Origin of the sequence: Streptomyces sp. NPDC004539 (assembly GCF_040610055.1) — a bacterium.
Taxonomy (GTDB): Bacteria; Actinomycetota; Actinomycetes; order Streptomycetales; family Streptomycetaceae; genus Streptomyces.
On sequence record NZ_JBEXLS010000004.1, the window covers coordinates 98,781 to 125,503 of the forward strand.

Annotated in this window: 23 protein-coding genes; 13 read left to right on the plus strand and 10 right to left on the minus strand. The window is 70.1% G+C overall.

Features of this window, described 5'->3' with window-relative positions:
* Positions 1-119 precede the first annotated feature (119 nt).
* Positions 120-1,352: a pyroglutamyl peptidase gene (locus ABZX85_RS09940; protein WP_355864379.1), complete on the plus strand. Its 1,233-nt coding sequence runs from the start codon at positions 120-122 to the stop codon at positions 1,350-1,352.
* Positions 1,353-1,585: 233 nt separating this feature from the next.
* Here the strand turns inward: ABZX85_RS09940 and ABZX85_RS09945 are convergent, their stop codons facing one another.
* From ABZX85_RS09945 to ABZX85_RS09955, 3 genes are read right to left on the minus strand one after another with little or no spacing between them, the layout of a single operon-like run.
* On the minus strand, positions 1,586-2,746 hold the full coding sequence (locus tag ABZX85_RS09945) for a winged helix DNA-binding domain-containing protein (RefSeq protein WP_355864381.1): 1,161 nt from the start codon (positions 2,744-2,746) through the stop codon (positions 1,586-1,588).
* Entirely contained in the window at positions 2,743-3,534 is a 792-nt protein-coding gene (locus ABZX85_RS09950) for an EI24 domain-containing protein (protein WP_355864383.1), read from the minus strand. The genes ABZX85_RS09945 and ABZX85_RS09950 overlap by 4 nt, the downstream gene beginning before the upstream one ends.
* A gap of 34 nt (positions 3,535-3,568) precedes the next feature.
* Entirely contained in the window at positions 3,569-4,045 is a 477-nt protein-coding gene (locus tag ABZX85_RS09955; protein ID WP_355864385.1) for a MarR family transcriptional regulator, read from the minus strand.
* A 91-nt stretch (positions 4,046-4,136) separates the two neighbouring features.
* On the opposite strand from ABZX85_RS09955, the gene ABZX85_RS09960 reads away from it, so the two are divergent.
* The 3 genes from ABZX85_RS09960 to ABZX85_RS09970 all read left to right on the plus strand — a co-directional run bounded on the left by ABZX85_RS09960 (position 4,137) and on the right by ABZX85_RS09970 (position 9,054).
* A complete protein-coding gene (locus tag ABZX85_RS09960) occupies positions 4,137-5,135 on the plus strand; it encodes an NADP-dependent oxidoreductase (protein ID WP_355864387.1) in 999 nt (332 codons plus the stop codon).
* A gap of 259 nt (positions 5,136-5,394) precedes the next feature.
* Positions 5,395-7,893 (plus strand): M14 family zinc carboxypeptidase, encoded by a 2,499-nt coding sequence (locus ABZX85_RS09965; protein WP_355864389.1) that lies wholly within the window; start codon positions 5,395-5,397, stop codon positions 7,891-7,893.
* A 9-nt stretch (positions 7,894-7,902) separates the two neighbouring features.
* Positions 7,903-9,054 carry a serine hydrolase domain-containing protein gene (locus tag ABZX85_RS09970; protein ID WP_355864391.1) on the plus strand — a complete coding sequence of 384 codons (1,152 nt, stop codon included), beginning with the start codon at positions 7,903-7,905 and terminating at the stop codon, positions 9,052-9,054.
* Between the two features lie 135 nt (positions 9,055-9,189).
* Here ABZX85_RS09970 and ABZX85_RS09975 read toward each other — a convergent pair whose 3' ends face one another.
* On the minus strand, positions 9,190-10,086 hold the full coding sequence (locus tag ABZX85_RS09975; RefSeq protein ID WP_355864393.1) for a hypothetical protein: 897 nt from the start codon (positions 10,084-10,086) through the stop codon (positions 9,190-9,192).
* A gap of 212 nt (positions 10,087-10,298) precedes the next feature.
* On the opposite strand from ABZX85_RS09975, the gene ABZX85_RS09980 reads away from it, so the two are divergent.
* The 8 genes from ABZX85_RS09980 (at position 10,299) to ABZX85_RS10015 (ending at position 20,796) form a co-directional block, all read left to right on the plus strand.
* Entirely contained in the window at positions 10,299-11,456 is a 1,158-nt protein-coding gene (locus ABZX85_RS09980) for a mandelate racemase/muconate lactonizing enzyme family protein (RefSeq protein WP_355864395.1), read from the plus strand.
* Positions 11,453-12,457 (plus strand): alcohol dehydrogenase catalytic domain-containing protein, encoded by a 1,005-nt coding sequence (locus ABZX85_RS09985; RefSeq protein ID WP_355864397.1) that lies wholly within the window; start codon positions 11,453-11,455, stop codon positions 12,455-12,457. Before ABZX85_RS09980 ends, ABZX85_RS09985 begins: the two co-directional genes overlap by 4 nt.
* Positions 12,458-12,611: 154 nt before the next feature.
* Entirely contained in the window at positions 12,612-13,580 is a 969-nt protein-coding gene (locus ABZX85_RS09990; protein WP_355864399.1) for a hypothetical protein, read from the plus strand.
* An 80-nt stretch (positions 13,581-13,660) separates the two neighbouring features.
* Positions 13,661-14,770 carry a multiple monosaccharide ABC transporter substrate-binding protein gene (chvE, locus tag ABZX85_RS09995; protein ID WP_355864401.1) on the plus strand — a complete coding sequence of 370 codons (1,110 nt, stop codon included), beginning with the start codon at positions 13,661-13,663 and terminating at the stop codon, positions 14,768-14,770.
* 32 nt (positions 14,771-14,802) lie between these two features.
* Positions 14,803-16,353: a multiple monosaccharide ABC transporter ATP-binding protein gene (mmsA, locus tag ABZX85_RS10000; RefSeq protein WP_355864403.1), complete on the plus strand. Its 1,551-nt coding sequence runs from the start codon at positions 14,803-14,805 to the stop codon at positions 16,351-16,353.
* Entirely contained in the window at positions 16,350-17,597 is a 1,248-nt protein-coding gene (gene mmsB, locus ABZX85_RS10005; RefSeq protein ID WP_355864405.1) for a multiple monosaccharide ABC transporter permease, read from the plus strand. The genes mmsA and mmsB overlap by 4 nt, the downstream gene beginning before the upstream one ends.
* Before the next feature lie 55 nt (positions 17,598-17,652).
* Positions 17,653-18,825, plus strand: a complete 1,173-nt coding sequence (locus ABZX85_RS10010) for an aldose epimerase family protein (protein WP_355864407.1) — start codon at positions 17,653-17,655, stop codon at positions 18,823-18,825.
* A gap of 228 nt (positions 18,826-19,053) precedes the next feature.
* Entirely contained in the window at positions 19,054-20,796 is a 1,743-nt protein-coding gene (locus ABZX85_RS10015; protein WP_355864409.1) for a histidinol-phosphate transaminase, read from the plus strand.
* A gap of 133 nt (positions 20,797-20,929) precedes the next feature.
* Here the strand turns inward: ABZX85_RS10015 and ABZX85_RS10020 are convergent, their stop codons facing one another.
* The 3 genes from ABZX85_RS10020 to ABZX85_RS10030 all read right to left on the minus strand — a co-directional run bounded on the left by ABZX85_RS10020 (position 20,930) and on the right by ABZX85_RS10030 (position 22,901).
* The gene (locus tag ABZX85_RS10020) at positions 20,930-21,472 is read right to left on the minus strand and encodes a hypothetical protein (protein ID WP_355864411.1); all 543 of its coding nucleotides are present in this window, start codon (positions 21,470-21,472) and stop codon (positions 20,930-20,932) included.
* A gap of 4 nt (positions 21,473-21,476) precedes the next feature.
* Positions 21,477-22,448: an arabinan endo-1,5-alpha-L-arabinosidase gene (locus ABZX85_RS10025; RefSeq protein WP_355864412.1), complete on the minus strand. Its 972-nt coding sequence runs from the start codon at positions 22,446-22,448 to the stop codon at positions 21,477-21,479.
* A 141-nt stretch (positions 22,449-22,589) separates the two neighbouring features.
* Positions 22,590-22,901, minus strand: a complete 312-nt coding sequence (locus tag ABZX85_RS10030) for a hypothetical protein (protein WP_355864414.1) — start codon at positions 22,899-22,901, stop codon at positions 22,590-22,592.
* Between the two features lie 92 nt (positions 22,902-22,993).
* On the opposite strand from ABZX85_RS10030, the gene ABZX85_RS10035 reads away from it, so the two are divergent.
* Positions 22,994-23,785, plus strand: a complete 792-nt coding sequence (locus ABZX85_RS10035) for an intradiol ring-cleavage dioxygenase (protein WP_355864416.1) — start codon at positions 22,994-22,996, stop codon at positions 23,783-23,785.
* Positions 23,786-23,873: 88 nt separating this feature from the next.
* Here the strand turns inward: ABZX85_RS10035 and ABZX85_RS10040 are convergent, their stop codons facing one another.
* From ABZX85_RS10040 to ABZX85_RS10050, 3 genes are all read right to left on the minus strand, one after another.
* Complete coding sequence (locus tag ABZX85_RS10040) at positions 23,874-24,524, minus strand: DUF4360 domain-containing protein (protein WP_355864418.1); 651 nt, start codon at positions 24,522-24,524, stop codon at positions 23,874-23,876.
* Positions 24,525-24,708: 184 nt separating this feature from the next.
* Positions 24,709-25,167 carry an Rrf2 family transcriptional regulator gene (locus tag ABZX85_RS10045; RefSeq protein ID WP_355864420.1) on the minus strand — a complete coding sequence of 153 codons (459 nt, stop codon included), beginning with the start codon at positions 25,165-25,167 and terminating at the stop codon, positions 24,709-24,711.
* Between the two features lie 42 nt (positions 25,168-25,209).
* On the minus strand, positions 25,210-26,721 hold the full coding sequence (locus ABZX85_RS10050; protein ID WP_355864422.1) for an alpha-N-arabinofuranosidase: 1,512 nt from the start codon (positions 26,719-26,721) through the stop codon (positions 25,210-25,212).
* Positions 26,722-26,723 lie beyond the last annotated feature (2 nt).

The following is a 26,723-nucleotide window of genomic DNA, read 5'->3' on the forward strand; positions in this document are numbered from 1 at the left end:
GGAGTTACGGGAGGGGCCTGGGGGGTGAGGGGGAGGTGATCCGGAGGGGTGGCGTAGACCACTTCCGGCACGGGATACTTCGGCGGTCCCGGTCCCCCGGCAGGAACGGAAACCCCCACATGCTCTCGCTCCGCGTCCACCTCGGCGCCCTCGGCCTGGCCCTCCTCACGAGCCTCGCCTCTCCCGTCACCGCGAGCGCGGCACCGGCGTTCGCGCCGACCGTCGAGGAGCAGCGCCTCGACCGCGCGGTTCCGCAGGAGATCCTCGCCCGGTCCGGATTCGACTCCGTGGCACCGGAGTTCGCCCGTGCGCTGGGTTCCGCGCGCGGGTACGCGCAGGCGCGTGCCGTCGTCGTACGGGAGGGGTCCGCGTTGTGGCGGCGGGCGGTGGACCGGGCGCAGGGGCGGGGGCCGGCGGGCGGGGAGCTGAGCCGGGGGGACGATCGGCCGTTGTACTGGGCGCGGTTGGGGATGACGCGGGAAGTACGGGGGTGGGAGCCGGAGTTCGGGTTGAGCGCGGCGCAACGTACGGCTCTGCTGGGTGAGTTGGAGCGGACCTCGCGGGGGCAGACGGACATCCGCTATCCGGCTCGCGCCAAGGGCCTCAAGCGGGTCCTCGTCACCGGCTTCGACCCCTTCACCCTCGACCGCGACATCCGGATCTCCAACCCGTCCGGCGCCTCCGCCCTCGCCCTGGACGGGACGGTCGTCCGTACCGCCACCGGGCTCGCCCGGATCGAGACGGCCGTCTTCCCCGTCCGCTGGCAGGACTTCACGGACGGAACCGTGGAACGCACCCTCCGCCCCCACCTCCCCGAGGTCGACCTCTTCACCACCGTCAGCCAAGGCCGTGTCGGCCGCTTCGACATCGAACGCACCAACGGCGCCTGGCGCGGCGGCTTCGGCGACAACGAGAACATCGGCCGCACGGAGACGATCCCGGTCCCCACCCCCTCCACCCAACCGCAGTGGACAACCACCACCCTTCCCTACGCCGCGATCACCGCCGCCCACACCGGCCCGTTCCCGGTGTACGACAACACCGCCGTCACAGAAATCCCCGCAGGCGCCACCACCCCCGTGGACCGCCCCGACGGCCCCACCCCCGGCTCCACCGCCCGTGAGGGAGGCGGCGGCGACTACCTCTCCAACGAGATCGCCTACCGCGCCACCCTCCTCCGAGACCGCCTCAACCTCCACAACACCCTCCCCGGCGGCCACGTCCACACCCCGGTTCTCCAATTCGCAGCCGACAACACAACCGAGGTGACGGACCCCGACTTCGTACGGAACCGGGAGGACATCGTGGCCCAGGTCCGCGAGATCGTACGGGTGGCGACGAACGCGAGCTGAGGGGGCGGGACACCGAGGACCGCCGGACGCGCACGCCGTTCGACGCCACGCGGCGGAGCGGCGGAGCGGCGGAGCGGCGGAGCGGCGGAGCGGCGGAGCGGCGGAGCGGCGGAGCGTACGACTTCCAGCGGCACGCGGCAACGGCGGGCGCGCACGTCTTTCAGGGGCGCGGGGAACTGCGCGAACGGCCACGACGCACCCGCACCCGCCGAACAACCCTCCGCCACCGCCCCCTACCGCGCACCCCCCACCACCCGCACCTCCTCCGCCCCCGGCAACTTCCCCCACCACCGCCCGAACCGCCGATACGGATCACCCCCACGCCGAGCCAACACCCCCCACAACTCCCCGGCCTCGGAAGCGACCCCCTCCCACTCATCCTCCGTGAACCTGCGGAACGCACTCACCTCGATCCCCCCGTCCACCACCCGCCACACCCCGGCCACCCTCCCATCGACCAACACCGTCGCCAGCACATCCCCGTTCACCCGGATCACCACCCGCCGGTACTCCTCCGGCAACACCCGCCCCCGATCCGCATGCGCCAACAACACGCTGTCCCACATGGGCAGCAACCGAGGCGGCGAGGGCACGTCCTCATCAGGCCGGGGCGCCCCGGGAACGTCGTAGAGAACCACCCCCTCAGGCCCCCTCAACTGCTCGACCGCGTCCCCGAGTCCACGCAGAGCCTCCCGTACAGGCCCCTTGTACAACATCCCGAACCGCGCGATATCGGCGACGCTCGCCGGCCCGAACGCCCCGAGGTAGCGAAGGATCAACTCCCGCAACCCCACAGGATCGGCCACCCGGTCGACGTAGGGGAACCGCCCCCCGACCGGCGCCGCCACGTACGTGTTACGAGGCCCCCCGAACCCCCACTCCCCACCGGTGGGCACATGCAGCAGCGGCGCATACGCCCGCAACCCCCACCACGCCCCCGCAGCCTTCTCCGCCCCGAGCCGCTCCCGCAGCCACCCCTCCAGGTCGGTGGAGACGCGAGGGCGGGCCGCGAACTCCAGCAGCTCCGGCACGATCCGGTTCGCGTCGGCGGGAGTGAGCCCCGCCTCGGCGAAGGCGTACCCGAGGCGCCCGGCGTACAGGGTCTGCTGGACGGCGCCCCGGAAGGGGAGGTGATCGTCGGCGTGCACGGCATGCAGCGTGATCCGCATCAGCGTGGCCTTGACGACGACCCGTTCCGCGAACGCCGTGTCGAGCTCGGCGGGGTCGAATCCGGCGACCCGGTTCCACAGGGCGAGATAGGGCGACGCGGCCTGCTGTGCCTGAAGGGCGACGACCCGGCGCACCGCCTCCGGCACCGCCAACCGCTCACGGCGCAGCAGGAGTTGCCGCGCGAGCGTGGCGCGGCCGAGCGCGCGGACGCCGATGTCGGTCAAGAGACGCCCACCTCCGCGTCGTCCGCCTCGGTCTCCGCCTTGTTCTCCTCTTCGAGGAGATGGCGGCTCATCAGCGTGGCCCCGGCGACCGCGCCCGGCATGAGGAAGACGGCGACGACGGGGACGAGGAAGGCGATGCCCAGGGGCGTGCCGAAGCCCCAGACGAGGGTCTTGCGGGAGCGCAGCAGCGCGAGGCGGGCGCGGAGTTCGACGCCCCGGCGCTGGAGGGCGACGGCGGTCAGCTCCTCGGTGAGGAAGAAGCCGGTGACGAAGAAGCCGATGACGGGGACGACGGTCTGGCCGACGAAGGGGAGGAAGCCGAGGCCGAAGAGGAGGACGCTCCACAGCAGGGCGCGCGCGAGCACCCGGAGGCTGTCGCGGGCGGAGACGAGGAGGTCGCGCCAGAGGGGGAGGCCGGACTCGGGGGCGGTGCCGTCGGGCGAGACGTCACGGTCGACGCTCTCGGAGAGGCTCTCGTAGAACGGCTGGCCGATGAGGAGCGTGACGGCCGTGAACGTGAGGACCGCGAGGAGGAGGGCGAGGGCGAACAGGACGACCGTGAGGAAGCCGCGGAAGAGGCCCTGCCAGGGGCTGGACCAGTCGTCGGCGAAGGGGGTCGCCCAGGAGACGAGGTCGCCGCCCCAGAGGATGAGGGAGGCGAGCGCCGCGACGTACAGCACGAGGGTGATCAGGCCGGGGATGAGCCCGAAGCCGTACTGCTTGCCGTGCCGGGCGACCCACCGCTGCCCCTGCACCAGATACCCGAAGCCCACCCCAAGATCGCGCATGGGAAAACCCTACCGGCCGCCACCGACAACGGCCCTAGACGCCCTCGCGCCCGCTCCCGCCCTCGCTCTCCCCCGCGCCTTCTCCCAGCATGCGGCGCAGCAGTCCGCGCAGGAGCACCCGCTCGGTCGCGGAGAGTTCCGCGAAGGGTTCGTGGGCGAACTGGAGGCTGTCGCGGAGGTCGCGGGCGACCTGGCGGCCCTCGGGGGTGACGGCGGCGAGCTTGACGCGGCGGTCGGTGGGGGCGGGGCGGCGCTCGACGAGGCCGCGGGTCTCCAGGCGGTCGACGATCCCCGTCACGTTCGACGGCTCGCACTTCAGGCGTTCGGCGATCTTGCGCATGGGGAGCGGTTCGAGGGTGAGGAGCGTGAGGAGGCGGGCCTGCGCGCCCGTGAGGGAGTGGGCCGTGGCGGCGGTGTCGTAGTCGTCGTGGAAGCGGGCCACGACCTCGCCGATGAGTTCGACGACTTCCGCGGTGAGGGGGTCGTAGCGGCGGGTGTTCTCTGTGGCCATGCCCACCAGCGTACCCCGATACTTGACAACATGAAATATTCAGAGGCATGGTTGTTTCAGGTACTGAAGTAACTTGATGGAAGGGTCCCCCATGCTCAACCGCGAATGGCACCTGCTCAGCCGCCCCGTCGGCTGGCCGAAGACCGAGGACTTCGCCCTGGTCGAGGCGGAGGTCCGCCAGCCCGGTGAGGGGCAGGTCCTGGTCCGCAACAAGTACCTCTCGGTGGACCCGTACATGCGCGGGCGCATGAGCGCCGCGAAGTCGTACACCGCGCCGTTCGAGCTGGGCAAGGTCATGCAGGGCGGCGCGGTCGGCGAGGTGATCGAGTCGAACGCCGAGGGGATAGCCCCCGGTGACCACGTCCTGCACTTCGGCGGCTGGCGCGAGTACGCGACGTTCGACGCGAAACAGGCCGTCAAGGTCGACGCCGGAGCGGCGCCGCTCTCGACGTACCTGGGCGTCCTCGGTATGACGGGCCTCACGGCGTACGCCGGTCTGCTGCGCACCGGCGCCTTCAAGGAGGGCGACTCCGTCTTCGTCTCCGGCGCGGCCGGGGCCGTCGGCAGCCAGGTCGGGCAGATCGCGAAGCTGAAGGGCGCCTCCCGGGTCATCGGCTCCGCCGGGTCGGACGAGAAGGTGAAGCTCCTCGTCGAGGAGTACGGCTTCGACGCCGCGTTCAACTACAAGACCGGCAAGGTCTCCGACCTGCTGCACGAGGCCGCGCCGGACGGCGTCGACGTCTACTTCGACAACGTCGGCGGGGAGCATCTGGAGGCCGCGATCGGCGCCCTCAACCTGGGCGGCCGGATCGCCGTCTGCGGCATGATCTCGGTCTACAACAACACCGAGCCGGCGCCCGGCCCGCGCAACCTCGCCCGCCTGATCCAGACGCGCGGCCGGATCGAGGGCCTCCTCGTCGGCGACCACTACGACCTCCAGCCCGAGTTCGTCGCCGAGGTCGCCCCCTGGATCGCCTCGGGCGCCCTGAAGTACCGCGAGACGGTCACCGAGGGCGTGGAGAACACGCTGGAGGCGTTCCTCGGGGTGCTGCGCGGGGACAACATCGGCAAGGCGGTCGTCAAGGTCTGAACCCCGTGAGACTCGCGCGGTGACCGGTCCGCTCCCGGTCGCCGCGCGTCCCCGAAGGCCGTGCCCCTGGACGTGGGGCGCGGCCTTCCCGCGTCTTCGCGACAGGGCCCGCTGGTCCGTACCTTCGCCCGTGATTTCGACACCCTCTTGTTGCGGTTGAGTCGAACGGGTACATCTCGCCGTACCGATCTGCGGATCTGTCTACAAATCCAGGCCCGCAGGCGGCAGTCCAGGACCGGCAAGTCCAGAGGAGGTACACGTGCGCACCACGCAAGCCACCCCTGCCAGACCTTTGCTGCTCACCGCCCTCGCGCTCACCGCGACGGGCTCGCTCCTGCTCACGCCGCACAGCGCGCACGCCGAGAACGAACGGCCCACCAGGGAACGGCAGTTCACGTCCGGCGCCGCCGACTCCCCGGCCGCCACGGCGAGCCGGGCGCTCTCCGCCCCCACCCCCGACCTGGCCGCCGACACCCGCGGCTACCCCCGCAGGCTGACGCTCGCGCCCGACCCGGTGAACCCGGCCGACCGGTCCGTCAAGCTGGGCCTCACGCCGTACCACGCGATCGCCCCGAAGCTGAACTCCCTCCAGCGGCTGGGCAGTCGGGTGAGCGTCGAGATCGCCGGGCGGTCGGCGGGCGGGCACCGGCTGTATCTCGTGACGGTCACCGCGCCGGAGAGCGCGGCGCAGGCCAGGTCGCAGGAGCGGATGCGGCGGCTCGTCGAGGACGCCAAGGTGTCGTCGGCACGGCAGCTGCCCGGCTACAAGACGCCGGTGTTCTTCAACAGCAACATCCACGGCAACGAGTGGGAGGGCACGGACGCCTCCCTGAAGCTGATCGAGCGCCTCGCGACGGCGGGCGACGCCCGGACGAAGGACCTCCTCGCCCACTCCCGCCTGTACTTCAACATCACGGCCAACCCGGACGGCCGGATCGCGGGAACCCGCGCGAACGCGAACGGCTTCGACCTGAACCGGGACTTCGTGACCGCCTCGCAGCCCGAGACGCGCGCGATGCGGCAGATCCAGCTCGCCAAGCAGCCCGCGGTGATGCTGGACCTGCACGGCTACGTCAACGGCACCCTGATCGAGCCGACCACTCCCCCGCACGGCGAGAACTACGAGTACGACCTGTTCCTGAAGAACACGTACGCGAACGCCCTCGGCATGGAGAAGGCCGTCAACTCCCTGGGTTACACGCCGAGTCGGGACGGCGTGCAGCCCGCGCAGATCCCGTTCCGCGACCAGGACGAGGGCTGGGACGACTGGCCGCCCATCTTCACCCCGCAGTACGCGGCCTTCCACGGCACGGTCGCCGCGCACACGGTCGAGATCCCCCTCGCGGTCAACAACGCGGCCTACAACAGCCTGCCCGTCGAGGAGCTCCGCCGCCGCTCGGCGATCAACACGGCTGTCGCGGGCGCCGCGTTGGACGCCACCCTCGACTTCGTCCGCACCCGCCGCACCGCGCTCCTCACCGACCAGATCGAGGTCTTCCGCCGGGGCGCCCGGGGCGCCGCCCAGGTCCCGGTCTCACCGGCAACCGTCCCCGGTGTACCGGGAATCGGCCCGGAGGACGTCTACACGACGACGTTCCCCCGCGCGTACGTCATCCCGGCGGGCACGACCGCAGCGGCCCGGCTGGTCGACCACCTGATCGCCAACGACATCCGCGTGACGCGCACGACCGCCGACTACGGTAAGTACGCCCGGGGTTCGTACCTGGTCGACATGCGCCAGCCCAAACGCGGCCTGGCGAACGCCCTGTTGGCCGACGGCCGGGACATCAGCGGCAAGGTCTCGGCGATGTACGACATCTCGGGCTGGAGCCTGGGCCGCCTCTGGGGCGCGACGGTCGCACCGGTCACCTCCGGCCGCCTCCCCGCCGCCCGGCCCATCTCCGGTGCGGCACCGGTGAGTTCGGTCCCCTCCCACGGCAACCTCCGCCTCCGGCTGGACGACCCGAACGCCTACGCGGCCCTCAACTCCCTTCTGAAGCAGGGGGTTTCGGTACGGCGGGACAGCGCGACGAGTGTCGTCGTCCCGGCGTCCGCGCGCCGCACCGCACGCTCCGTCGCCCGCGCGCACGACGTGGCCTTCACGGCGACGCCGTTCACCGGGACGGCCCCGCTGCACCGCGTCCGGGTCGCGGCGGCCGTCACCGCCGGGGAGCTGTTCGCGCTGCGGGAGATGGGCTTCGAAGTGACGCCGGTCTCCACCGAGGTGCTCAACGCCGGGTTCGACTGGGCGTCCGTGGACGTGCTGTTCGCGTCGGCGGGGCTCGACCACGCGCGGCTGAACGCGGGGGCTCGCGGCGCGCTGGACGCCTTCCTCGCCGGGCACGGGCTCGTCGGGCGGGGCGCGGTCGGGGCCGGGGTCAACGCCGGGGCCGGGCTGCTGGCGGTGACCGCCGTCGAGGGCAACGGGGACGCCAACGGCGTGGTCCGGACGGTGAGTTCGGGGAAGCCGGGGTACGGGTTCGCGTACGCGCCGGTCTGGTTCACCGGGCTCGGGGCCGGGGTGCGCGTCGAGGAGTCGTACGCCGCCGGGAACCCGCTCGTCTCCGGTCACTGGCGACCGCTGGCCGACGGCTCGGGCGGTCCCGCCGCCGCGGCCGGGCGGCCGTCGGTCGTGAGCGGGCCGCATGCCGTCCTGTTCGGCACGGAACCCCTCTTCAGGGACCATCCGAAGGGGGAGTTCCCCCAGGTCGCACAGGCGTTGTTCACCATGGCACACGCAAGTCAGCGGTCTGGTTGAGGAGAGCGGATGACGCTGGAGATCCACGGCACCGTCGCGGACGGTTTCGACGCCGTACGGGAGGAGTTCGCCGCGTTCGTGGCGACCGAACGGCCCGACTACGAGGGCCAGTTGTGCGCCTACGCGGACGGCCGCAGGGTCGTCGACCTGTGGGCGGGCGAGGAGAGCGCGGCGGACTCCCTGTACGGGGTGTTCTCGTCGACCAAGGGCGCCGCCCATCTGGTCGTCGCGCTCCTCGTCCAGGACGGCACGCTGGAGCTGGACCGCAAAGTCACCTACTACTGGCCCGAGTTCGCCGCCGAGGGCAAGGGCCAGCTCACGCTGCGGGAGCTGATCACCCACCGTGCGGGCGTGGTCGGTCTGGACGCCGGGTTCTCGGAGTCCGAGCAGGCCGACGACCGGCTGATGGCCGAACGTCTCGCCGACCAGCGGCCGTTCTGGCGGCCCGGTACCGCGTTCGGCTATCACGCCCTGGTGATCGGCGCGTTGACCGGTGAGGTGGTGCGCCGGGCGACCGGCCGCAGCCTCCAGGAGGTGTACGAGGACCGGGTGCGGGCGCCGTACGGGCTCGACTTCTTCCTCGGGCTGCCGGCGGCGCTCGAACCGCGTTACCGGTCCGTGCAGCCGATGCTGCCGACTCCCAAGCAACAGGCGGAACTTGACGCCGTACCACGCGATCCCCACTCGCTGGCGTCCCTCGCCTTCAACACGCACGTCCCGGACCCCGGGGACCTCGTCGCGTACGCCAACTCCCGTACCGTGCGCGCCAAGGGGCCCGCGTCGGCGGGCGGGGTGGGTGCGGCGCGGGGGCTCGCCGGGATGTACGCGGCGGTGATCTCCGAGGTGGACGGGCGGCCTCCGCTGCTGAAGCCGGACACGATCGCCGAGGTCGGGCAGATCCACTCCACCGGGTACGACCTGGTGGCCCGGACGCACAAATCGTTCGGGCTCGGCTTCCAGGCGGTCGCCGACACCGCGTACCCGTTCCTGGGCGCCGGGTCCTTCGGGCACAGCGGCGCCGGGGGTTCCCAGGCGTTCGCCGATCCGCGTGCCGGGTTCGCCTACGGGTACACCCGGCGGCGGATGGCGTTCCCGGGCGGGGCGGCTCCGGAGAACGAGCGGCTCGTGCGGGTGGTGCACGAGGCGGTGCTCGCGAGGTGAGGGCGGCGCGCCCGGCGTGAGGGCCGGGCCGGCGTCGTCAGGGCGGTGCCGGCGGTGTGGGGCGCGGCTCGCGGCGTGCGGCGGGGCGCCCTGTGGTTCGTGCGTGGGCCGTGTCCCGGGATGCCGGGGTGCGGCCTACGTGCACCACCACAGGAAACGGTTGCAGGTTTCCGAGGGTGACGGCTGGGGGGAGGGCGCGGGGGACGTCGGGTCGGCCGTCGGGGTCGTGGTGTCGGGGTCCGTCGGGGTGGTCCCGGCGGGGGCCGTGGGGTCCGGGTCGGCGGGGGTGGTGCCGGGGTCCGTCTCCGTGGGGGACGGGGAGGTGCCGTCCGAGGCGGAGGGGGAGGCGGAGGCCGAGGGGGACGCCGACGCGCTGGGGTCGTTCCCGGCGGGCGTGGAGGGGCCCGCCGTCGGGCGGGCCGTGCCGCCGGGGGACGGGGACGCGCCGTCCACCTCGGCGGACTCGCCGCCCGCCGCGGCGGGGTTGCCCGAGGAGGAGCCGGGGGCGTCCATGCCGAGTTCCGCGAGGCCCGCGGCGCCGGTCAGCAGGATCACGCCGGCCGCGATCAGCACGACGCGGCGACGGCGTCTTCGGTGCGCGGACGCCTTGCGATCGCGACGGCTCGCGCCGGACCTCGGGGACTCGTCCTCGTCGTCGGCGCCGGCGTCGTACGCGTGTTCGGCGGGTGCGGGTGCGGGGGTGGTCGTCAGCTCGGGACGGGGGGTGGGGGCGGGGTCCGGGATGGGGTCCGGGGTGGGGTCCGGGGTGGGGGGAACGGGGGGCGTGACCGATTCTTGACCCGACTGGTACCCGTACGACTCAGGTAGCAGCGGGTAGTCGGTGGGATGCGCCTCGTAGGGGACGGGCGGGGTCCCGTACGTCTCGGGTATCGGCCCGTACGACTCCTGAGCCACATCCGCCGGTGTTCCGTAGCCCGCGGAATACGCGCGTAGAGCTTCGGCGGAGGTGCCGCAGCCAGGGCAGACGAGTGCGCCGTTCAGGTGGCGTCGGCAGGAGTGGCAGTAGTCCATGACGCGGGAAGACTAGGTTCCCGACACGTGGAGTTCCTAGAGGAGCCTGTGGAGGTTTGGTGGGAACAGGCGATCGAAACCTGCCCGCCGGGAGCGAAACTGTCGAAACCGTTATGCGTTCGACCCATTGACACTCCCCTCACGCCGTCCTTACTGTCACGCCAGCATTTCGAACATGTGACGAAATCTCGAACAGCTGAAGGGCGACTTCCGTGCGTATCACCGGAATCAGCACACACGTGGTCGGGACGCCTTGGCGCAACCTGACCTACGTCCAGGTGCACACCGACGAAGGCGTCACCGGAGTCGGCGAGACCCGGATGCTGGGCCACACCGACGCACTGATCGGCTACCTGCGCGAGGCAGAGACCAACCATATTCTCGGCTCCGACCCCTTCTCGGTGGAAGACCTCGTGCACCGTATGAAGTACGGCGACTACGGGCGGGCCGGCGAGATCGTGATGTCCGGTATCGCGGTCATCGAGATGGCCTGCTGGGACATCAAGGGCAAGGCGCTCGGCGTCCCCGTCTGGCAGCTCCTCGGCGGCAAGGTGACCGACAAGGTCAAGGCGTACGCCAACGGCTGGTACACCACCGAGCGGACCCCCGAGGCGTACCACAAGGCCGCGCAGGGCGTGATGGCGCGCGGGTACAAGGCGCTGAAGATCGACCCGTTCGGCACCGGCCACTTCGAGCTGGACCACGAGCAGTCCCTGTACGCGGTCTCCCTGATCGAGGCCGTGCGCGACGCGATCGGGCCCGACGCCGAGCTGATGCTGGAGATGCACGGCCGGTTCTCGCCGTCCACCGCCGTGCGGCTCGCCAAGGAGCTCGCGCCCTTCAAGCCCGCGTGGCTGGAGGAGCCGTGCCCGCCGGAGAACCTGAAAGCTCTCGAAAAGGTTGCGGCGAAGGTCGACATCCCGGTCGCGACCGGTGAGCGCATCCACGACCGCATCGAGTTCCGCGAGCTGTTCGAGAGCCAGGCCGTCGACATCATCCAGCCCGACGTCGGCCACATCGGCGGCATCTGGGAGACCCGCAAGCTCGCGGCGACCGCCGAGACGCACTACACGCTGGTCGCCCCGCACAACGTCGGCGGCTCCGTCCTGACCGCCGCCTCGCTCCAAGTCGGGTTCACCTCCCCGAACTTCAAGATCCTGGAGCACTTCAACGACTTCGCGGACGCGGACATCAAGAAGATCGTGAAGGGCGCCCCCGAGGTCGTCGACGGGTACTTCCACCTGTCCGAGGCGCCCGGTCTCGGCGTCGAGTTCGACGCGGACGCGGCGGCCGAGTTCCCGCAGCAGCAGGCCCGGTTCGACCTGTGGGCCGAGGGCTGGGAGCAGCGCAAGCCGAAGGGTTCGCAGTGAGCACCCAGGTCGTCGTCCAGGCGCCCGGCGAGCACCGCGTCGAGCCGCACACCCCGCGTGAGCCGGCCGCCGGCGAGGCGCTGGTGCGGGTCCACGCGACCGGCATCTGCGGCAGCGACCGCGAGGTGTACCAGGGCAACCGGCCCGAGGGGTACGTCCGTTACCCGCTCACGCCGGGGCACGAGTGGTCCGGGACCGTCGAGGCGGTCGGTACCGGGGTGCCTTCAACTCTCGTAGGCCGCAAGGTCGTCGGGGAGGGCTTCCGCAACTGCCAGGTGTGCGACCGGTGTCACGCCGGGGAGACCACGCTGTGCACGGACGGCTACGAGGAGACCGGGTTCACGCAGCCCGGCGCGATGGCCTCGACGCTGACGCTGCCCGCGCGGTTGCTGCACGTCCTGCCGGACGACGCGGACCTGACCGCCGCCGCGCTGCTGGAGCCGGCCGCCTGTATCGCGGCTGCCGCGATCAAGGCGAACGCGCTGCCGGGTGAGCGGGTGGCGGTCGTCGGGACCGGGACGCTCGGGATGTTCGCCGTTCAGTTCCTGAAGGCGGGCTCGCCCGGCGAACTGCTCGTCGTGGGGACCCGGAACGACCGGGAGGCGCTGTCGCGGCAGTTCGGCGCGAGCGACTTCCGCACCCGGGACCAGGAGCTGCCGGACGACTTCGACGTCGTCATCGAGACGGCCGGCTCCGCCTCGGCGGCGCGGACGGCGGCCTCGCTGCTGCGGCGCGGGGGCCGGCTGGTGCTGACCGGTATCCCGGCGGCGGGGGCGGAGGGGCTCGACCCGACCGACCTCGTCGTACGGCAGCTGGAGGTGCACACCGTCTTCGGGGCGCCGCCGGACGCCTGGTCGCACACCGTGCGGGTGTTCGGTGCCGGGCTCCTCGATCCGCTGCCCCTGGTCACCCACGAGCTGCCGCTCGCGGAGTTCTCGGAGGCGATCGAACTGGTCGGCTCCGGGGACCCGAAGGTCGGCAAGGTCCTGCTGAAGCCGTAACCCCCGAGTCGTACGCCGGTACGGGGGCGATCTGACGGTCCCCGTACCGGCGTACACCCAGTAGGTCCCAGGTATCACCCCGCGCTTCACCCCGTACCCCGAGCCGCGAACCTCGTCCGAAATACCGAACCTCCAGGACAACGAAGGAAAGCTTGTGACCGACGCTTCCGTTCCGGCAGCCCGTCGCCCCGGTGAGCCCGCGCTCACCGCGCTCGGCCTGGGTGCGCCCGCCCTCGACCCCGCCGACGCCTCCGCCCACACCTTCCCGGGCGGTGGCACCTGGCGCACCGAGGTCCCTTCCTGCGAGGGTCCCGAAGCGCTGGCCGTCGTACTGAAGGAGTCCTCCCGCCTCGACGTGCCGATCCACCGGATCAGCCAGGGCAGCGGCGTGTGGATGCTCTCCGACGCCGAGATCACCGAGATGGTCGAGGCGACCGCCGAACGCGACATCGAGCTCTGCCTGTTCACCGGCCCGCGCGGCACCTGGGACATCGGCGGCTCGACCCGTACCGACTCGCGCGGCGGCGGGCTGCGCGCCCGGGGCCACGACGCGGTGGCCGGGTGTGTCGAAGACGCCGTCCGCGCCACGGAGTTGGGCGTCAAGTGCCTGCTCGTCGCCGACGAGGGCGTGCTGTGGACGCTGCACCGCGCCCGCGAGGCGGGGATCATCCCGGCCGACACGACGCTGAAGGTGTCCGCGCTGATCGGCCCGGTCAACCCGGCGGCGTACGCGGTCTACGAGAGGCTCGGCGCCGACTCGGTGAACGTGCCCAGCGATCTGACGCTGGATCACCTCACCGAGATACGGCGGGTGTCGGGCGCTCCCATGGACATGTACATCGAGGCGCCCGACGACCTCGGCGGCTACGTCCGGATGTACGAGGTGGCCGAGCTGATCCGGCGCGGCGCACCGCTCTACCTCAAGTTCGGTCTGTCCAAGGCCCCTTCGATCTATCCGTGGGGCACCCATCTGCGGGACGTCACCCTGGACACCGCCCGGGAGCGGGTGCGGCGCGGCCGGCTCGCCCTGGACCTGCTCGCCCGGCACGGCGCGGACGGCGACATGGCGCCGCTCGGCTCCCGGCTGCCGGGAACGCTCAACCGCTTCCCGACCGGGGACTGAGCCCGCACCACCGCTTGCACGACCCGGCGCCTGACGGGGACGCCGGTCTCTCAACGACGAGAAAACAAGGATTGATCACCATGCGCAACCGCAGAGCCGTACTCGCCGCCATAGCCGGTGCCGCCTCCCTCGCCCTGACCCTGTCCGCCTGCGGCCAGAGCGGCGAGGGCGGCAGCGACGAGAAGTCCTCCGACTCCACCAAGGGCGCCCTGGTCGGTATCTCGATGCCGACGAAGTCTTCCGAGCGGTGGATCGCCGACGGCAAGAACGTCGTGAAGGACCTTGAGGCCAAGGGCTACAAGACGAAGCTGGTCTACGGCGAGGACGAGCCCGACCAGCAGGTCTCGCAGATCGAGAACCTGATCACGCAGGGCGTCAAGGCGCTGATCATCGCGGCGATCGACAACAAGTCGCTCAACAACGTGCTCCAGCAGGCCGCCGACGCGAAGATCCCGGTGATCTCCTACGACCGCCTGATCCTCGGTACGAAGAACGTCGACTACTACGCCTCGTTCGACAACGAGAAGGTCGGCCAGCTCCAGGCGCAGTACCTCGTCGACAAGCTGGGCCTCGCGAGCGGCAAGGGCCCGTTCAACATCGAGCTGTTCGCGGGCTCCAACGACGACAACAACACCAAGTACTTCTTCGGCGGCGCGATGAGCGTCCTCAAGCCGTACATCGACTCGAAGAAGCTCGTCGTCAAGTCCGGCCAGACCGAGCTGACCAAGGTCACCACGCTGCGCTGGGACGGCGCGACCGCGCAGCGCCGCATGGAGGACATCCTCACCTCCACGTACACCTCGGGCCGGGTCGACGCGGTGCTCTCGCCGTACGACGGCATCTCGATCGGCATCATCGCCGCGCTGCGCTCCGACGGTTACGGCACCCCCGCCAAGCCCCTGCCGGTCATCACCGGCCAGGACGCCGAGATCGCGTCGGTGAAGTCGATCGTCGCCGGCCAGCAGTCGATGACGGTCTTCAAGGACCTGCGCAAGCTCGCCCAGTCCGCGACCGAGATGGTCGACGCGTCGCTGAACGGCAAGACGCCGGAGACCAACGACACGAAGACCTACGACAACGGCACGAAGGTCGTCCCGGCCTTCCTGCTGGAGCCGGTGAGCGTCGACAAGACCAACTACGAGAAGGAACTCGTGCAGAGCGGCTTCTACACGGCGGACCAGCTCAAGTAAGCGTCGGCCCTTAAGGATTGGAAGGCACGACCATGGCGGGACCCGTCCTGGAAATGCGCTCGATCGTCAAGACCTTTCCCGGTGTCAAAGCGCTCTCGGACGTCACTCTGACCGTCCGCCAGGGCGAGGTCCACGCCATCTGCGGGGAGAACGGCGCCGGCAAGTCGACGCTGATGAAGGTCCTCTCCGGCGTTCACCCGCACGGGAGTTACGAGGGCGACATCCTCTTCGAGGGTGAGGCTTGCGAGTTCAAGGACATTCGGGCGAGCGAGCACCGCGGCATCGTCATCATCCACCAGGAGCTGGCGCTGTCGCCGTACCTCTCACTGGCGGAGAACATCTTCCTCGGCAACGAGCATGCCAAGGGCGGGTTCATCGACTGGCGCGAGACGCTGCGGCACGCCACCCAACTGCTGCGCCGGGTGGGCCTCACGGACCACCCGGACACCCGGGTCGCCGACATCGGCGTCGGCAAGCAGCAGCTAGTGGAGATCGCGAAGGCGCTCTCGAAGAAGGTGAAGCTGCTGATCCTCGACGAGCCGACGGCGGCGCTCAACGACGAGGACAGCGACAAACTCCTCGATCTCATCCTGGAGTTGAAGAAGCAGGGCATCACCTCGATCATCATCTCCCACAAGCTCAACGAGATCCGCAAGGTCGCCGACTCGGTGACGATCATCCGCGACGGCCGGTCCATCGAGACGCTGGACGTGAAGGCCGCGGAGACCACCGAGGACCGGATCATCAGCGGCATGGTCGGCCGCGACCTCGACCACCGTTTCCCCGAACGCAGCACGTACGACGGGGAGGTGGACGACGCTCCGGCCCTGGAGATCAAGGGCTGGACGGTCGGCCACCCGATCGACCAGCACCGCAAGGTCGTCGACGATGTGTCACTTCACGTACGGCGTGGGGAGATCGTCGGTATCGCGGGCCTGATGGGAGCCGGTCGCACCGAGCTGGCCATGAGCGTCTTCGGCCGCACGTACGGCCGTTACGGCGGCGGCACGGTCCTCAAGGACGGCCAGGAGATCCGGACGAAGACGGTCGCCGAGGCCGTCCGGCACGGCATCGCGTACGTCACCGAGGACCGCAAGCACTACGGGCTGAACCTCATCGACACCATCAACCGCAACATCTCGCTGACCGCGCTGGACAAGGTCGCGAAGCGCGGGATCGTCGACGAGCACGAGGAGCAGAAGGTCTCCGAGGGCTACCGCAAGTCGATGAACATCAAGGCGCCGACGGTGTTCGAGCCGGTGGGCAAGCTGTCCGGCGGCAACCAGCAGAAGGTCGTCCTCAGCAAGTGGATCTTCGCGGGTCCCGAGGTGCTGATCCTGGACGAGCCCACGCGCGGTATCGACGTGGGCGCCAAGTACGAGATCTACACGGTCATCGACCAGTTGGCCGCCCAGGGCAAGGCGGTCGTCTTCATCTCCTCCGAGCTGCCCGAACTGCTCGGCATGTGCGACCGCATCTACACCATGGCCGCCGGGCGGCTCACGGGTGAGTTCCCGCGGGCCGAGGCCACGCAGGAAGTGCTGATGCGTCAGATGACGAAGGACAAAGAGGTAACGCGATGAGCACGGACGTGACCGACAAGATCCCGGCCGCCGCGCCGCCCGGCAAGGGCGGGGGCTCCGGGGCCGGCGGCAACCTGCTCCAGCTGGTGCTGAACGGCCTGCGCCGCAACATGCGCCAGTACGGCATGCTGATCGCGCTCGGCCTGATCATCGTGCTGTTCCAGGTGTGGACGAGCGGCGACCTGCTGCTGCCGCGCAACGTCTCCAACCTGGTCCTCCAGAACAGCTACATCCTGATCCTGGCCATCGGGATGATGCTGGTCATCATCGCCGGGCACATCGACCTGTCGGTCGGTTCGGTGACGGCGTTCGTGGGCGCCTTCGCGGCCGTACTGACGGTGCAGCACAGCGTGTCCTGGCCGGTCGCGCTGGTGCTCTGCCTGGCCATCGGCGCGGTCGCCGGCGCCGTACAAGGCTTCCTCATCGCCTACTTCGGCATACCGTCGTTCATCGTCACCCTCGCGGGCATGCTGCTGTTCCGGGGGCTCACGGAGATCCTGCTCAAGGGGCAGACCCTCGGTCCGTTCCCGGACGGGCTCCAGAAGATGGGCAACGGCTTCCTGCCCGAGGTCGGGCCGGACACCAACTACCACAACATCACGCTGCTGTTGGGGTTCATCCTGATCGCCTTCACGGTCCTCCAGGAGGTCCGGGACCGTAAGCGGCAGCAGGAGTTCGCGCTCGACGTCGTGCCGCGCAACCTGTTCCTGCTGAAGATCGTCGCGATCGCGGCGGCGATCCTCGCGGTGACGATGCTGCTCGCCAGCTACAAGGGCGCGCCGATCATCCTGCTCATCCTCGGTGTGCTGGTGGTCGGTTACGGCTACCTGATGCGCAACTCGGTGTTCGGGCGGCACATCTACGCGATCGGCGGCAACCTCCCGGCGGCGAAGCTGTCCGGTGTCAAGGACAAGAAGGTCACCTTCCTTGTCTTCCTCAACATGGGCGTGCTCGCGGCCCTGGCGGGTCTGGTGGTCGCCGCCCGTCTGAACGCGGCCTCTCCGAAGGCGGGGCTCAGCTTCGAACTGGAGGCGATCGCCTCGTCGTTCATCGGTGGCGCGTCCATGAGCGGCGGCGTGGGTACCGTCCTCGGCGCGATCATCGGCGGCCTCGTCCTCGGCGTGCTGAACAACGGCATGAACCTTCTGAGCGTCGGCTCCGACTGGCAACAGGTCATCAAGGGCCTGGCCCTGCTGGCGGCGGTCGGGTTCGACGTGTGGAACAAGCGCAAGTCCGGTTCGTAACCATCTCCGGGCCTCACCCCCAGGGGTGGGGCCCTTCCCATAAGGGGCCGCAGATATGGAACTGAACAGACGCACGGTCATCGCGGGCGCCGCCGCGGCGGGTCTCGCCGCGACCACCCTCGGCGGGACGGCCGAGGCGAGCACGGGTACTACGGGTACGACGGCCGGCCGTACTCCGACGAAGAAGCTGTTCGGCACGCTCGCCGACGGCACGAAGGTCTACCTCTGGTCGCTGGCCAACGGCGGCACGAAGCTGAAGGTCCTGTCGTACGGCGGGATCGTGCACTCCCTGGAGACCCCGGACCGGCACGGCCGCTACGCGAACGTCTCCGCCGGCTTCGACAACATCGCGGACTACGTCGCCAAGTCCCCGTACTTCGGCGCGCTGATCGGCCGCTACGGCAACCGCATCGGCAAGGGCCAGTTCACGCTGGACGGCAAGAAGTACCAGCTGTCCGTCAACGACGGCGCCAACAGCCTGCACGGCGGCACCAAGGGGTTCGACAAGCACGTCTGGAACGTCGAGCCGTTCGTGAAGGGCACGGACGTCGGTCTGCGCCTGTACTACACGAGCGTCGACGGCGAGATGGGCTACCCGGGCACGCTGAAGACGAAGGTCACGTACACGCTGACCAAGCACGGCGACTGGGTCATCGACTACGAGGCCACCACCGACAAGGCCACCGTCGTCAACCTCACGAGCCACGTGTACTGGAACCTCGCGGGTGAGGGCAGCGGCACGATCGAGAACCACGAGCTGACGATCGCCGCCGGACGCTACACCCCGACCGACTCCGGTCTCATCCCCACGGGTGAGCTGGCCAAGGTCACCGGTACGCCCTTCGACTTCCGCAAGGCGAAGACCATCGGCCGCGACATCCGCGCCGGGCACGCCCAGCAGGTCCTCGCCAAGGGGTTCGACCACAACTGGGTGCTGGACAAGGGGATCACGGCGAAGCCGGTGCACGTCGCGACGCTGCGCGACCCCAAGTCGGGCCGTACCCTGAAGATCGCGACGGACCAGCCGGGGCTCCAGTTCTACTCGGGCAACTTCCTGGACGGCACCCTGACCGGGACCGGCGGCCACACCTACCGCCAGGGTGACGCGCTCTGCCTGGAGACGCAGCACTTCCCGGACTCGCCGAACCAGCCCAAGTTCCCCTCGACGACGCTGCGTCCGGGACAGACGTACCGGACTCGGACGGTGCACTCGTTCAGCGCGCGCTGAGGCTGCCGGGGGCGCGGTGAGCCGGCCGGAGGGCGCGGCTCTGGTCAACGAGCCTTAGCCATACGGACGTTGCCCACAGAAGACTCACAACTTCTTACCGATTTCTCAGTGGGTGAACAGCGCCACCCCAGCCTCCGTATGTAAGGGCGGCCCGTGCTTCCCCGCACGGGCCGCCCAGCCGCGACGGGCCCGGTCGTCCCCAACGGGCCCGCCCACTACGGAGGTTCCATGGCCGACAACGTCACCTCGTTGTTCCGCAGCACGGCGGCGCACAGCCCGTCGATGGCGGCGTTGACGCGAGAAGGCGGGGAGGGCACCGGCCCGGTCGACTTCTGTATCCCGTGCAACCCGTACTTCCCGACGCCCGCGATGTTCGACGACATGGCGGCCCGGTTCCGGGACATCATCACGTACTACCCGAGCAGCGCCGACACGATCACCTCCGAGCTGTGCAACCTCCTCCAACTCCCGCCGCAGGCCGTGGCGATGGGCAACGGCTCCACCGAACTCATCACCTGGATCGACCACTTGCTGGTCCGCGAGTCGCTCGCGGTGCCGGTGCCGACGTTCGGCCGGTGGACGGACCAGCCGATGGAGACCGGCAAGCGGGTCGACATGTTCCCGCTCCAGGAGGCCAACGGCTTCGTCCTGGACCTCGCGCAGTACTCGGAGTTCATCCGGACCCGGGGGACGCGGGTCGCGGTGATCTGCAACCCGAACAACCCCGACGGGGGCTTCCAGCACCGGCAGGCGCTGGTGCAGTTCATGGACTCCATGGCCGACCTCGACCTGATCGTCATCGACGAGTCGTTCCTGGAGTTCTCCGACGCCGAGCAGGAGCCGAGCGTCGTCCAGGAGGCGATGCTGCGGCCCAACGTCGTCGTCCTGCGCAGCCTCGGCAAGAACTTCGGGCTGCACGGCATCCGGTTCGGCTACCTCGTCGCGAACCCGTCGCTGGCCGGCAAGGTCCGCTCGATGCTGCCGAAGTGGAACCTCAACTCCTTCGCCGAGCACGTGGTGTTCATGCTGAAGGACCACGGGCCGGAGTACGCGCAGAGTCTGATGCAGGTGCGCAAGGACCGGCTGGAGATGGCGAGTCAGCTGTCCGCGCTGCCGGGTCTCACGGTCTACCCCTCTCAGGGGAACTTCCTGTTCGTCCGTCTTCCGGTGGGAGCCGAGGGGACGGTGGTCCGGGACCGGCTGCTGACCGAGCACCGGGTCCTGGTCCGGGAGTGCGGTAACAAGATCGGCTCCTCCAGCCGCTTCCTGCGGCTCGTGGTGCGCCCCCAGGTCGACGTGCGTCGACTGGTGTCCGGGATGGAACAGGTGCTCTACGGGACCCGTAAGGGGGCGCCCGTGCCCGAGCTCGCGCCCGCGATGGGCTACAGCTCCGGTACGGCCGCCGTCGACCGGCTGGTCACGAACGGCGCCGGCATGCAGGGACTTGCCGCTCAGGCCCTCGCGGTCGGCGCCCCGGCTCCGATGGCGGCGGCCGTCGGAGCCGGACTGCCGATGCAGGCGCCGATGGTTCCGATGGCGCCGCCGATGGCTCCGGCCGCGATGGCCCCGGCCGCCATGGTGCCGGCGATGGCGCAGGCGCCGGCTCCGATGGCCGCGGCGCCGATGATGGCGCAGGCGCCCATGGCCGCGCCGATGATGGCCCAGGTGCCGCAGCAGATACCGATGCCGTCGAACGGGGCGGGAATTCCGATGCCGGCGCCGCAGTCGATGCCTACGCCGCCACCGGCCGCCGCGCCCGCGCCCGCGCCCGCGCCCGCGCCCGCGCCCGCGCCGATGATGGCCCCGCCGCCTGTCGCTCCGCCCGGGATGACCCCGCCCGGCGTTCCGGCGCGCGGCGGTCTCACCGCCGCGCAGGTCCGCGGGACGAACGGCCTCTCCCCTGCGCCGGCCACGGGGTGGCCGAACGCGGGCAGCTGGCCGAACGCGGCGGGGATGGGGCAGGCGGGGTAGGGGGACGAAGGCAGGGGGCGCGTCGTTACGGGTCGTCCCTGAGAGCTACGGGCAGTACCGGTAGTACCTGGTACCGGGAGGGGTGCGGGGTACTACGGGTGCTGCCCTTCCGGTATTACGGGTACCGCGGGTACTACGGGGTGTGCGACGCGGCTGACGTCCGGCACTTCTCCCATGCGGTGACGACACTCTCGTCGCCGCCCTTGCCGGCCTCGCCGACTCCGTCTCCGGCGCTGCCGAGCAGCAGCTCCCCGGCGGCGGCCAGCGCGGACCAGTACGCCCCGGCGTCTCCCCGCACCTGCTCCCGCCGGGCCAGTACGAGGAAGGCCCGCGTCAACTCGCCGGTGCGCCACCAGCGTCCGAGGCTGTGGGCGAGTCCGCTGGGGACGCGGCCCATCGCACCGGTGGCCCGGACGAGGAGGTCACGGATCTCGGTCTCCCTCTCGTCGAGCGGACGGTCGACGACGAAGACGTGACCCGTGTCGAGGAAGAGCGCCAGGTCCGGCTCCGATCCGGGGCCGGACTCGGTGAACAGGGCGTCGGCCGCGCGCAGTCGTGACTCCGCTTCCGCGCGGGGGATACCGAGGCGCGTGCAGATGGCGAGCGCGGTGGCCCTGGGCTCGGCTCCCTGCCGTACCGCTTTCTCGAACTCGACGGCCGGTGCGCTCAGTTCCATCCGTTCAGTAGGCCACAGGCCAGCCCGAGCTCCAGTTCAGCAGGTTGATGCCGAGCTTGGGGGTGCCGTTGTCGTTGCCGTCGTAGTAGTGGTAGACGATCAGGTCGCCGTCGGAATCGGCCATGATCGACTGTCCGCCGGGGCCGATGACGCTGCCGTGGGTCTCCAGGACGGGGGTGCCGCCGTTGTTCATGAGGGCGACGCCGTTCCTGTCGTAGTACGGCCCGGTGACGCCGCTCGCGCGGCCCACCTTCACCTTGTACGTCGAACTCGTGCCCGCGCAGCAGGTGTCGTAGGACGCGAAGAGGTAGTAGTACCCGCCGCGCTTCACCACGAACGGCGCCTCGACCGCCTTCGTCCCGGTGGGGCGGGACGCGACGGAGTAGCGGGGGGTGTTGCTGCCGAGCTGCTTGCCGGTCCCCGGGTCGAGCTGGATCATCTTCAGCCCCGTCCACCAACTCCCGAACGACAGCCACCACTTGCCGTCGTCGTCCACGAAGAGGTTCGGGTCGATGGCGTTGTAGTCGCTGGAGCCGGCCGAGCTGTACACGACCCCCTGGTCCGCCCATGAGCCCGGCAGCCCGCTCGTCGAAGTCGCCAGCCCTATCGCCGACTTGTTCGATCCGAACGTCGAAACGGCGTAGTACAGCAGGTACTTGCCCCCGCGATACGAGATGTCCGGCGCCCACGCCTCGGTCGCCCCGTACGACGACCACCAACTCGGCTTGTTCGCGAAGGCGTCGCCCCCGGCGCTGAAGGCGACCCGGTCGGTGGACGTCCGATACGAGATCCCGCCCCCGGTCCCGTACACCAGATACCGGCCGCCGGACGTCCGGATCATCGTCGGATCATGAACAACCGTGTCCCCGGTGACCCGCCCGGGGTTCGGATACGCCGACGCCGCCGTCGGCATCAACGCGAGCAAGAACGCGGCAGGCACCGCGATCCACGCGGCCCTCCGAGACGTACGGCCCATACAGACGCTCCTTGAAGTGGGGGGAGTTCACCGTTCGACCTTCCGAACGACATTCGCGTCACCGAACCGGACCGTAGAATCGAACCCTTTGCGCGTCAACGCCCCGAGCACCTACCCGAAACTCTTCGAAACCCCCGCGCCCTACCCGAGCACCACCACCAGTCGCCGCGCAGCCTCCCAGGCGACACGCTCGTCCAGACTCTTCGGCGAACTCGACGAACCGGCCGATTCCCACGCCCGGGCCGAGTAGATCTTACGGATCAGCTCCAGGACGTCCGCACGGCACCGGACCGAACCGTCCCCGGCCAACTCCACCAGGAACGGCACCACATGAGGGGTGGCCTCCGAGACGACGAAGCCGAGTGAGCAGATCCGGTCGCCCAGTTCGTCCAGCGCCGCGTCCATGAGGCTCCCCCAGGGAACCCGGGCAACACCCTTGAGTATGCGACCCATCCAACACACCTGTCTCGCACGAGACTTGACGATGAGTCACTTTACCTTTCTGACAGCTCCCCAATAGAAACCCTCCCTACGGTGCCGTGTTCATGACAGAGAACCCGTTGAACACCCCCGAACCCCGCTCAGAACCCCGCCTCCCCGTGGGCCGGCGTACCGTGCTGGTCGCCGGCGGGGCGACGGCCGCGACCCTGGCCGTAGGTGTCGCGTCCGCGCACGACTCGGACAACTCGCAGGCCGTACAGGCGACTCCGGTCGCGGCGGCGGCCGTCTGCACGCTGACGAAGGAGATGACGGAGGGCCCGTACTACCTGGACGGGCAGTACGTCAGGGCGGACATCACCGAGGGCAAGACCGGCTTCCCGCTCAAACTGGCCCTCACCGTCGTGGACGACGACACCTGCGCGACGATCAGCAACGCGCTGGTGGAGATCTGGCACGCGGACGTCCTCGGCGAGTACTCCGGCTTCGTCGGCAGCAACGGCCACACCGAACCGGACAGCGGCACCTTCCTGCGCGGCGGCGTCCTCACGAACTCCAGCGGCGTCGCCAACATCACGACGGTGTACCCGGGTTGGTACCGGGGCCGCTGCGTGCACATCCACGTCAAGGTCCACGTGAACGTCACCCTCACCTCGAACGGCTCGTTCACCGGCGGCCAGGAACTCCACACCGGCCAGCTCTTCTTCGACGAGACGGTCACGGCGAGAGTCGGCGCGCTCACCCCGTACAGCACGAACACGGTCACCCGCACGACCCTCGCGCAGGACTCGATCTACGACGAAGGCGGCGCCGCCTCCGGCCTCCTCACCCTCACCGCACTGGGCAGTTCACCCACCGCCGGCTACTCCGGCAGCCTCACCCTCGGCATCGAGCGGTAACCACCGCGCGAGCGACGGCCCCGGCGCGGGAGCGGTCACGCCGGACACGGGAGCGGCCCCGGTGCGCACCGGGGCCGCTCCTCCGCGCTCACTTACCGGGGCACTCCTTCCACGCGATGTGGTAGATCGTCGCGAAGTCCCCGTCCGTCGAGTCCATGGTCATGAAGCTGACCTTCCCCGGCGACTGCGTCCCGGCGGTCACCCGGACCTCCGTGTTGATGTTGAAGTTGCGCTGAACTCCACAGGGCGCCCAGACCAGTTGGGCCCACTCGGTGGAGTCGGTGGCCTGCCAGTTGTCGACGAGCGAGCCGTTGAAGGTGTGGCTCTTGAACGCGGTCTGCGAGGACCCCTGGAAGTAGTACGAGGACCGCTGGAGGCCGGTCGCGCCGCGCTGGAGGGACGCGAACCCTCGGTAGTCGACGCTCGCGATCGCGTAGGTGAAGCCGCCCGGCACATGGACGACCATGTTGAGCTGGCAGTTCTTGCGGAACGCCGTCGGGTCGGAGTTCCCGCCCGCCTGCGCGAGGTAGTCGCTGTAGGTGACGGTGAACGCGGTGTTGTCCTCGGAGACGGCGACGGCGGCGGTGCCGGCGGGGCAGCCGGAGCCGTTGATGGTCGCGAGGTTGATGACGATCTTGTCCGGCGGCGGGTCGATGAACGCCGGGTCCGCCTGGGCGGGCAGCGCCGTGGCGAGGAGGGCGGCTGCGGCGCCGCCGAGCAGAAGTGCACCGGTTCTCATGGGATCTCCCGTGAATCGGTCCGTGGGGGGTGGTCACGCCCCGGCCGAAACCTATGGAGGATCTGTGCGGTTTCCGTGAAGGCCGGGGCGAACGCATCGTAGGGACAAGGGAGTTCGGCGCCTACGTCGAACTCCGGCCATTCACAGGAGTCTCTTTCACACTCAAGTACTACGGGGCCCGCCCCTAGGGGTTCTCCCAGGCCGCCGGCTCCGCCGCCAGCGCCCTCACCGGCCCCGGCAGCGCGTCCCCCGCGAGGTCCGCGATCGTGACCCCCTCCAGAATCCGCCGTACGTTGGCCCGCAGCGCGATCCACAGCGGGAGCAGCGGTTCGGCGGTCCCCTTGTACGTCAGCTCAGTGGGCCGCTCCCCGCGTACGGAGACGATCGGCCCGTCCACCCCCCGGATGACGTCGGCGACGGTGATCGCCGAGGCGTCCCGGGCCAGCCGGTACCCCCCGCCCCCGCCGCGCCGGCTGTCGACGACCCCGGCCCGGCGCAGATCGCCGAGAATCCCCTCCAGGAACTTGTGCGGGATGTCCTGCGCGAGGGCGACGGTCTCCGTCTTCACCGGGTCGTCGCCCTGGCGTACGGCGATCTCCAGTACCGCCCGTACCGCGTAGTCCGCCCGTGCCGAGATCCTCATGGGCCCATTGTGGGGCCAGTTCCCGGCACGGGCGGAACCACCTCACGCGAGGCGGATGACGTTCCAGGAGAGCGGCTCCAGCGTCGCCGTCAGCCTGCCGTCCGCCAGCGCCGTCCCCTCCCCCGCGTGCGGCGCGACCCGCTCCGGGTCGGCGAGGGTATTACGGGCGTCGGGGTCGGCGTCGGCCAGCACACTGTGCTCGACGACCCTGTCGACCCCGAGCCCCCCGAGAGCCACCTCCAGCGGTAGCCCTTCGGTACGACTGCGGTTCACGGCGAACACGGTCACGGAACCGTCGTCCCCCCGCACGGCGGTCGCGTGCAGCAGGTCCGTCTCCCCGAACCGCTTCGTGTCGTACGACGGCGAGTCCACCCGTACGTCGAGGACCTCGCCCCGCCCGTACCGCGCGGCCTGCGCGAACGGGAAGAACGTGGTCTGGCGCCACGCGGGCCCGCCCGGCTCGGTCATGATCGGCGCGATGACGTTGACGAGCTGCGCGAGGCAGGCGACGGTGACCCGGTCGGCGTGCCGCAGCAGCGCGATCATCAGCGAGCCGAAGACGACCGCGTCCATGACGCTGTAGTTGTCCTCCAGGAGCCGGGGAGCCTCCGCCCAGTCCCGCTCGCCGGAGTTCTCGATCTCGTGCCACTTCGAGATGTACCAGACGTTCCACTCGTCGAAGGAGAGGTTGATCCGCTTCTTCGACTTCAGCTTCGCGCCGATGTGGTCGGCGGTGGCCACCACGTTCTCGATGAAGGACTCCATGTCGACGGCGGAGGCCAGGAAGGAGTCGACATCGCCGTTCTCGGGCTGGTAATAGGCGTGCAGGGAGATGTAGTCGACGAGGTCGTACGCCTCCTCCAGGACCGTCGCCTCCCAGGCGGCGAAGGTCGGCATGGACTGGCTGGAGGAGCCGCAGGCGACGAGTTCGACGTCCGGGTCGATCTGGCGCATCGCGCGGGCGGTCTCGGCGGCGATCCGGCCGTACTCCTGGGCGGTCTTGGCGCCGGTCTGCCAGGGGCCGTCCAGCTCGTTGCCGAGGCACCAGAGCTTGATGCCGAAGGGCTCCTTGTCGCCGTGCGCCACCCGTAGTTCCGCGAGGGTAGTACCTGAGGGGTGGTTGGCGTACTCCTGGAGTTCGAGTGCCTCGGCCACCCCCCGGGTACCGAGGTTGAGCGCCATCATCGGCTCCGCCTGCGGGCCGAGCTTGCGCAGGAAGGCGATGTACTCGGAGAGGCCGAAGCGGTTGGTCTCGGTGGAGCGCCAGGCGAGGTCGAGGCGGCGGGGGCGGTCCTCGACCGGGCCGACCGAGTCCTCCCACTTGTAGCCGGAGACGAAGTTCCCGCCGGGGTAGCGGATGGTGGTGACACCGAGTTCGCGGACCAGGTCGAGGACGTCCTGGCGCAGGCCCTCGGCGTCGGCGGCGGGGTGGCCGGGCTCGAAGATGCCGGTGTAGACGCAGCGGCCGAGGTGTTCCACGAAGGAGCCGAAGAGCCGGGGGCTGACCTCGCCGACCGTGAAGGCGGGGTCGAGTGTGAAGCGGGCGGTTCGCATTT

Bases quoted from the DNA above. Each gene is read 5' to 3' on its own strand.
- ABZX85_RS10030 (WP_355864414.1), bottom strand. From the start codon at position 22,901: ATGGGTCGCATACTCAAGGGTGTTGCCCGGGTTCCCTGGGGGAGCCTC.
- ABZX85_RS09970 (WP_355864391.1), top strand. From the start codon at position 7,903: ATGACGCTGGAGATCCACGGCACCGTCGCGGACGGTTTCGACGCCGTA.
- ABZX85_RS10020 (WP_355864411.1), bottom strand. From the start codon at position 21,472: ATGGAACTGAGCGCACCGGCCGTCGAGTTCGAGAAAGCGGTACGGCAG.
- ABZX85_RS09955 (WP_355864385.1), bottom strand. From the start codon at position 4,045: ATGGCCACAGAGAACACCCGCCGCTACGACCCCCTCACCGCGGAAGTC.
- ABZX85_RS10010 (WP_355864407.1), top strand. From the start codon at position 17,653: ATGGAACTGAACAGACGCACGGTCATCGCGGGCGCCGCCGCGGCGGGT.
- ABZX85_RS09960 (WP_355864387.1), top strand. From the start codon at position 4,137: ATGCTCAACCGCGAATGGCACCTGCTCAGCCGCCCCGTCGGCTGGCCG.
- ABZX85_RS09950 (WP_355864383.1), bottom strand. From the start codon at position 3,534: ATGCGCGATCTTGGGGTGGGCTTCGGGTATCTGGTGCAGGGGCAGCGG.
- ABZX85_RS10045 (WP_355864420.1), bottom strand. From the start codon at position 25,167: ATGAGGATCTCGGCACGGGCGGACTACGCGGTACGGGCGGTACTGGAG.
- ABZX85_RS09975 (WP_355864393.1), bottom strand. From the start codon at position 10,086: ATGGACTACTGCCACTCCTGCCGACGCCACCTGAACGGCGCACTCGTC.
- ABZX85_RS10050 (WP_355864422.1), bottom strand. From the start codon at position 26,721: ATGCGAACCGCCCGCTTCACACTCGACCCCGCCTTCACGGTCGGCGAG.
- ABZX85_RS10015 (WP_355864409.1), top strand. From the start codon at position 19,054: ATGGCCGACAACGTCACCTCGTTGTTCCGCAGCACGGCGGCGCACAGC.
- ABZX85_RS10040 (WP_355864418.1), bottom strand. From the start codon at position 24,524: ATGAGAACCGGTGCACTTCTGCTCGGCGGCGCCGCAGCCGCCCTCCTC.
- mmsA (WP_355864403.1), top strand. From the start codon at position 14,803: ATGGCGGGACCCGTCCTGGAAATGCGCTCGATCGTCAAGACCTTTCCC.
- mmsB (WP_355864405.1), top strand. From the start codon at position 16,350: ATGAGCACGGACGTGACCGACAAGATCCCGGCCGCCGCGCCGCCCGGC.
- ABZX85_RS10025 (WP_355864412.1), bottom strand. From the start codon at position 22,448: ATGGGCCGTACGTCTCGGAGGGCCGCGTGGATCGCGGTGCCTGCCGCG.
- ABZX85_RS09940 (WP_355864379.1), top strand. From the start codon at position 120: ATGCTCTCGCTCCGCGTCCACCTCGGCGCCCTCGGCCTGGCCCTCCTC.
- ABZX85_RS10035 (WP_355864416.1), top strand. From the start codon at position 22,994: ATGACAGAGAACCCGTTGAACACCCCCGAACCCCGCTCAGAACCCCGC.
- chvE (WP_355864401.1), top strand. From the start codon at position 13,661: ATGCGCAACCGCAGAGCCGTACTCGCCGCCATAGCCGGTGCCGCCTCC.